Consider the following 5,530-nt stretch of genomic DNA (forward strand, 5'->3'; position numbering starts at 1 on the left):
TGATAGTTGACTTATTTTTGCTCTTGAGAGACAACCATACTCAAATCTCCCACATTGCAGGAGATTTGAATATGAAAACGTCACCGTGGAATAAAGACCGTACCATCGGTCAAAAAAGGCCACTTCAGATATCTCATATCTGGGGGATCTGGATTAGACTTGAGTTGGAAGGTAAAACACGCGATCTAGCTCTGTTCAACATGGCTTTGGACAGTAAGCTACGGGGCTGTGATTTGGTCAAACTCAAAGTATCAGATGCTGCATATGGCAGTTCTGTCTCAAGCAGAGCAACGGTGTTGCAACAGAAAACCGGCAGCCCTGTCCAATTTGAGATGCCTTTAATAACACATCTTTTAAATGTTGAAGAATTATCCCGCCTGCTGAAGAACGTTGCTCTGAGTGTGATAAACCTTTTTATTCTTGATGATGTCAGCGAGAAGATGGAATATATCCCCGACTGGGTCGTGGTTACCCGGTTAAACATCTGGTGGCGCTAATAAATCTGGCAAGTCACATTCTGTTGAATGCTGTGACAGTGCCTTACCGAGAGAGCGAAATTGTGGTGTTCTAGTGCATAGTCGCCACCATTCCGGATAATTCTATTGCGTTGTTTTACAAGTTCTTTTACAGCGCAGATCTGTCGCTGACGTTGAATCAATAGCCTGGATTTCAGAACACAATGCCCGTTTGCTGGTTGGTCCGGCAGTAGCATTAATTCATTATCTGAATGAAATGTGTCAATCCACAGAAACCGCTGTCAATGACGCATTTTGTCGGACGTTAACACGAGAAAGTCTGGCTATTCCGTAATGCCATCTTATTTCGTAATGGATTGAGAATGCTGGATTTTTAATTATATTACGCGCAGTATTAATCGCGTAAATGTTTTGCGGTCAGCAACGGTGGGGGATCCATTGCTCTGTTCAATGAATACCATCATACATTTGAATCAGGAGTCGGTATGATGATTTTGGTGACGGGAGGCGCATGGAGCGGGAAGAGTCGCCATGCAGAGGTGCTTATTGGGGACTCTTCACAGGTTCTGTATATCGCTACCTCGCAAATCCTTGATGATGAGATGGCTGCACGGATAGAACATCATCGGCAAAGCCGCCCGGAGCACTGGCGCACAGTGGAGCGCTGGCAACATCTTGATGAATTAATTCATGCAGACATTAACCCGAATGAGGCTGTGTTGCTGGAATGCGTTACCACAATGGTGACTAATCTGTTGTTTGATTATGGCGGCGATAAAGACCCTGATGAATGGGATTATCAGGCGATGGAACAGGCGATTAATGCTGAGATTCAGTCGTTGATTGCTGCCTGCCAACGTTGCCCCGCAAAGGTTGTATTAGTGACTAACGAAGTGGGAATGGGGATTGTGCCGGAGAGTCGTCTGGCACGACATTTTCGTGATATTGCCGGGCGGGTAAATCAGCAGTTGGCCGCTGCGGCAAATGAAGTATGGCTGGTGGTTTCGGGTATTGGAGTAAAAATCAAATGAGCAAATTATTTTGGGCGATGCTCTCATTTATTACGCGTCTGCCTGTACCGCGTAGCTGGTCCCAGGGACTGGATTTCGAGCATTATTCTCGCGGTATTATTACTTTTCCTTTGATTGGATTATTGCTTGGCGCGATTAGCGGGCTGGTCTTCATGGTGCTGCAGGCATGGTGTGGCGCACCACTGGCGGCACTGTTTAGCGTACTTGTGCTGGCGCTGATGACCGGGGAATTCCATCTGGACGGCCTCGCTGATACCTGTGATGGCGTATTTTCTGCACGTAGCCGCGATCGCATGTTGGAAATCATGCGTGATAGCCGTTTAGGCACCCACGGCGGTCTGGCATTGATTTTTGTGGTACTGGCAAAGATTCTGGTGTTAAGCGAGTTGGCTCTGCGTGGCGAACCGATCCTTGCATCGCTGGCGGCAGCATGTGCGGTCAGCCGCGGGACTGCCGCATTATTGATGTATCGTCATCGTTATGCGCGGGAAGAAGGGCTTGACAATGTGTTCATTGGCAAAATTGATGGGCGACAAACCTGCGTCACACTCGGCTTAGCCGCTATTTTTGCTGCCGTATTATTGCCGGGTATGCATGGTGTGGCTGCTATGGTGGTGACGATGGTGGCGATTTTCATCCTCGGTCAGCTTCTCAAACGTACGCTGGGCGGGCAAACGGGCGATACGCTGGGAGCAGCCATAGAGCTTGGTGAACTGGTCTTCCTGCTGGCACTGCTATAAAGAGACGTGACATGCAAATAATTGCCGATTTACTGAATACGATCCCAGCCATCAATTCTGCCGCTATGTCGCGTGCACAACGGCATGTTGACGGGTTACTCAAACCTGTTGGTAGCCTAGGAAAGCTGGAGGCGCTTGCCATACAACTGGCAGGAATGCCGGGGGTGAATGGCATACCGCATGTGGGCAAAAAAGCGGTACTGGTTATGTGTGCCGATCACGGCGTCTGGGAGGAAGGGGTCGCTATTTCTCCAAAAGAAGTGACAGCCATACAGGCTGAAAATATGACCCGTGGAACAACCGGCGTGTGTGTGCTGGCAGCACAAGCGGGCGCTAACGTCCACGTAATTGATGTTGGTATTGATACTGCTGAGCCTATCCCCGGGCTTATCAACATGCGTGTCGCACGAGGTAGCGGCAATATTGCTTCAGCTCCGGCAATGAGTCGCCGTCAGGCTGAAAAGTTGCTTTTGGACGTCATATGTTATACGCGGGAGCTGGCGAAAAACGGTGTCACGCTGTTTGGTGTAGGTGAACTGGGGATGGCAAACACGACACCGGCAGCGGCAATAGTCAGCACAATCACTGGCCGGGATCCTGAAGAAGTGGTTGGGATTGGCGCAAACCTGCCGACAGATAAACTGGCTAATAAAATTGATGTTGTGCGTCGGGCGATTACGTTGAATCAACCAAATCCTCAGGATGGTGTTGATGTCCTGGCAAAAGTGGGTGGATTTGATTTGGTCGGAATAGCTGGAGTGATGTTAGGTGCTGCTTCCTGCGGTTTACCCGTGTTGCTGGATGGATTTCTTTCTTATGCTGCTGCGCTCGCAGCCTGCCAGATGTCTCCTGCAATCAAACCGTATCTCATTCCTTCTCACTTGTCGGCAGAAAAAGGCGCGCGTATAGCGCTCTCGCATTTGGGGCTGGAGCCTTATCTCAATATGGATATGCGTTTAGGTGAGGGGAGTGGTGCAGCTCTGGCGATGTCCATCATCGAAGCTGCTTGTGCGATATACAACAACATGGGCGAACTTGCTGCCAGTAATATTGTTCTACCGGGGAATACGACTTCTGATTTGAACAGCTAAAAACGAAAAGTCTGATAAAAGCTATACTTATCGGATAGTATTCGCGACTTAGGAAAGGGACATGATGAGTCGTGTAAATATTCTTTGCTCATTTGCTCTGCTTTTTGCCAGCCAAAATAGCCTGGCGGTAACTTATCCATTACCTCCAGAGGGTAGCCGTTTAGTGGGGCAGTCGCTTACTGTAACTGTTCCTGATCACAATACTCAGCCGCTGGAGACTTTTGCCGCACAATACGGGCAAGGGTTAAGTAATATGCTGGAAGCGAATCCGGGCGCTGATGTTTTTTTGCCGAAGCCTGGCTCACAACTCACCATTCCGCAGCAACTGATTTTGCCCGCCACTGTTCGTAAAGGGATTGTGGTTAACGTCGCTGAAATGCGTCTTTATTACTATCCGCCAGACAGTAATACAGTGGAAGTCTTTCCTATTGGTATCGGCCAGGCTGGGCGAGAAACCCCGCGTAACTGGGTGACTACCGTTGAACGTAAACAAGAAGCACCAACCTGGACGCCAACGCCGAACACCCGGCGCGAATATGCGAAACGAGGGGAGAGTTTGCCCGCATTTGTTCCTGCGGGGCCCGATAACCCCATGGGGCTGTACGCGATTTATATTGGCAGGTTGTATGCCATCCACGGTACCAATGCCAATTTTGGTATTGGGCTCCGTGTAAGTCAGGGCTGTATTCGTCTGCGTAATGACGATATTAAATATCTGTTTGATAATGTTCCTGTAGGCACTCGTGTACAAATTATTGATCAGCCAGTGAAATACACAACGGAACCGGATGGTTCAAAGTGGCTGGAAGTTCATGAGCCGCTGTCGCGCAATCGTGCAGAATATGAGTCTGACCGAAAAGTGCCATTGCCGGTAACCCCATCTTTGCGGGCGTTTATCAACGGGCAAGAAGTTGATGTAAATCGCGCAAATGCTGCGTTGCAACATCGATCGGGAATGCCTGTGCAAATTAGTTCTGGTTCAAGACAGATGTTTTAAGAGCGTTGGTAATTAGAAAGTAAAAAGCCTGCTCGAAAGCAGGCTTTTTTGAATTTGGCTCCTCTGACTGGACTCGAACCAGTGACATACGGATTAACAGTCCGCCGTTCTACCGACTGAACTACAGAGGAATCGTGTGAACGGGGCGCATATTAATAGCAGTGCATGGTGATGTCAAAGGGTGAAATGCATTTTTTTTGTTTGTTTGCTGCCAATTTCAACAAAGTGGTGAGCTTTCAATCTTATTGGGTAATGAACCATCGTGGTGCATACCCTCCTTTTATAGGGCAGGTGAATGCGACTGCTGATAAAAAGGGCCAATGACGAATCTATCATAATCTCTTATTTGACAGTTGGTTAGCTTGCGCATCAACGCCAAAATAGAACTGGCAGGCATCTTGCATACTGGTTGTAAGTAATGGCGGCACTTGGGCCGATTCTTAAAAACCGGAGGCAACATGAACTTCAGACGCCTGAAATACTTCGTAAAAATTGTAGATATTGGTAGCCTGACCCAGGCTGCTGAAGTATTGCATATCGCACAACCAGCGCTCAGCCAGCAGGTTGCCATACTGGAAGGTGAGTTAAATCAACAGCTTTTGATTCGCACAAAACGGGGCGTTACGCCAACAGACGCCGGAAAAATTCTCTATACCCATGCACGGGCCATTTTACGTCAGTGTGAGCAGGCCCAACTGGCGGTGCATAACGTTGGTCAGTCATTATCGGGGCAAGTCTCGATTGGCTTTGCGCCAGGAACCGCTGCGTCATCCATCACCATGCCCTTATTACAGGCGGTTCGCGCTGAATTCCCGGAGGTCGTTATCTATCTTCATGAAAATAGTGGTGCAGTGCTTAACGAAAAACTGATAAATCACCAACTCGATATGGCGGTGATTTATGAGCATTCCCCTGTGGCTGGGGTATCCAGTCAGGCTTTGCTGAAAGAAGATCTTTTCCTGGTAGGAACTCAAGATTGCCCGGGGCAAAACGTTGATGTTAATGCTATTGCGCAAATGAACCTTTTTCTCCCCAGTGATTACAGCGCTGTTAGACTTCGTGTTGATGAGGCTTTTTCCCTACGGCGGCTCACGGCAAAAGTCATTGGTGAAATTGAGTCTATTGCCACGCTTACCGCAGCGATTGCCAGCGGCATGGGCGTTGCAGTATTACCTGAATCGGCTGCGCGTTCGTT

General features: G+C 48.6%; 5 protein-coding genes, 1 tRNA gene and 3 pseudogenes. 8 read left to right on the plus strand and 1 reads right to left on the minus strand.

Annotated elements, in window-relative coordinates; all coding sequences use genetic code 11:
* Positions 1-71: 71 nt before the first annotated feature.
* The 7 genes and pseudogenes from ACUU1M_RS18335 to ldtA form a co-directional block, all read left to right on the plus strand.
* Positions 72-335: pseudogene (locus tag ACUU1M_RS18335) on the plus strand (integrase); the annotation flags it as partial.
* 134 nt (positions 336-469) lie between these two features.
* Positions 470-658: pseudogene (locus tag ACUU1M_RS18340) on the plus strand (IS4 family transposase); the annotation flags it as partial.
* Positions 659-666: 8 nt separating this feature from the next.
* Positions 667-810, plus strand: a pseudogene (locus ACUU1M_RS18345) (cobalamin biosynthesis protein); the annotation flags it as partial.
* A 151-nt stretch (positions 811-961) separates the two neighbouring features.
* A complete protein-coding gene (cobU, locus tag ACUU1M_RS18350) occupies positions 962-1,507 on the plus strand; it encodes a bifunctional adenosylcobinamide kinase/adenosylcobinamide-phosphate guanylyltransferase (protein WP_000973202.1) in 546 nt (181 codons plus the stop codon).
* Positions 1,504-2,247 (plus strand): adenosylcobinamide-GDP ribazoletransferase, encoded by a 744-nt coding sequence (gene cobS / locus ACUU1M_RS18355; RefSeq protein ID WP_005075592.1) that lies wholly within the window; start codon positions 1,504-1,506, stop codon positions 2,245-2,247. Before cobU ends, cobS begins: the two co-directional genes overlap by 4 nt.
* Before the next feature lie 11 nt (positions 2,248-2,258).
* Positions 2,259-3,338, plus strand: a complete 1,080-nt coding sequence (gene cobT / locus ACUU1M_RS18360) for a nicotinate-nucleotide--dimethylbenzimidazole phosphoribosyltransferase (RefSeq protein ID WP_001165578.1) — start codon at positions 2,259-2,261, stop codon at positions 3,336-3,338.
* 61 nt (positions 3,339-3,399) lie between these two features.
* On the plus strand, positions 3,400-4,335 hold the full coding sequence (gene ldtA, locus ACUU1M_RS18365) for a L,D-transpeptidase (protein ID WP_000987809.1): 936 nt from the start codon (positions 3,400-3,402) through the stop codon (positions 4,333-4,335).
* 55 nt (positions 4,336-4,390) lie between these two features.
* Here ldtA and ACUU1M_RS18370 read toward each other — a convergent pair.
* Positions 4,391-4,466 (minus strand) — tRNA-Asn (locus ACUU1M_RS18370).
* 327 nt (positions 4,467-4,793) lie between these two features.
* Here ACUU1M_RS18370 and nac point away from each other — a divergent pair.
* Positions 4,794-5,530: nitrogen assimilation transcriptional regulator NAC (gene nac / locus ACUU1M_RS18375; RefSeq protein WP_449144727.1), on the plus strand; the 737-nt coding region annotated here is incomplete at its 3' end.

Source organism: Shigella sp. SIG6, from assembly GCF_053555815.1.

What these genes read in the sequence shown, in the direction of transcription:
- cobU (WP_000973202.1), top strand. Translation starts at nt 962, where the DNA reads ATGATGATTTTGGTGACGGGAGGCGCATGGAGCGGGAAGAGTCGCCAT.
- cobS (WP_005075592.1), top strand. Translation starts at nt 1,504, where the DNA reads ATGAGCAAATTATTTTGGGCGATGCTCTCATTTATTACGCGTCTGCCT.
- cobT (WP_001165578.1), top strand. Translation starts at nt 2,259, where the DNA reads ATGCAAATAATTGCCGATTTACTGAATACGATCCCAGCCATCAATTCT.
- ldtA (WP_000987809.1), top strand. Translation starts at nt 3,400, where the DNA reads ATGATGAGTCGTGTAAATATTCTTTGCTCATTTGCTCTGCTTTTTGCC.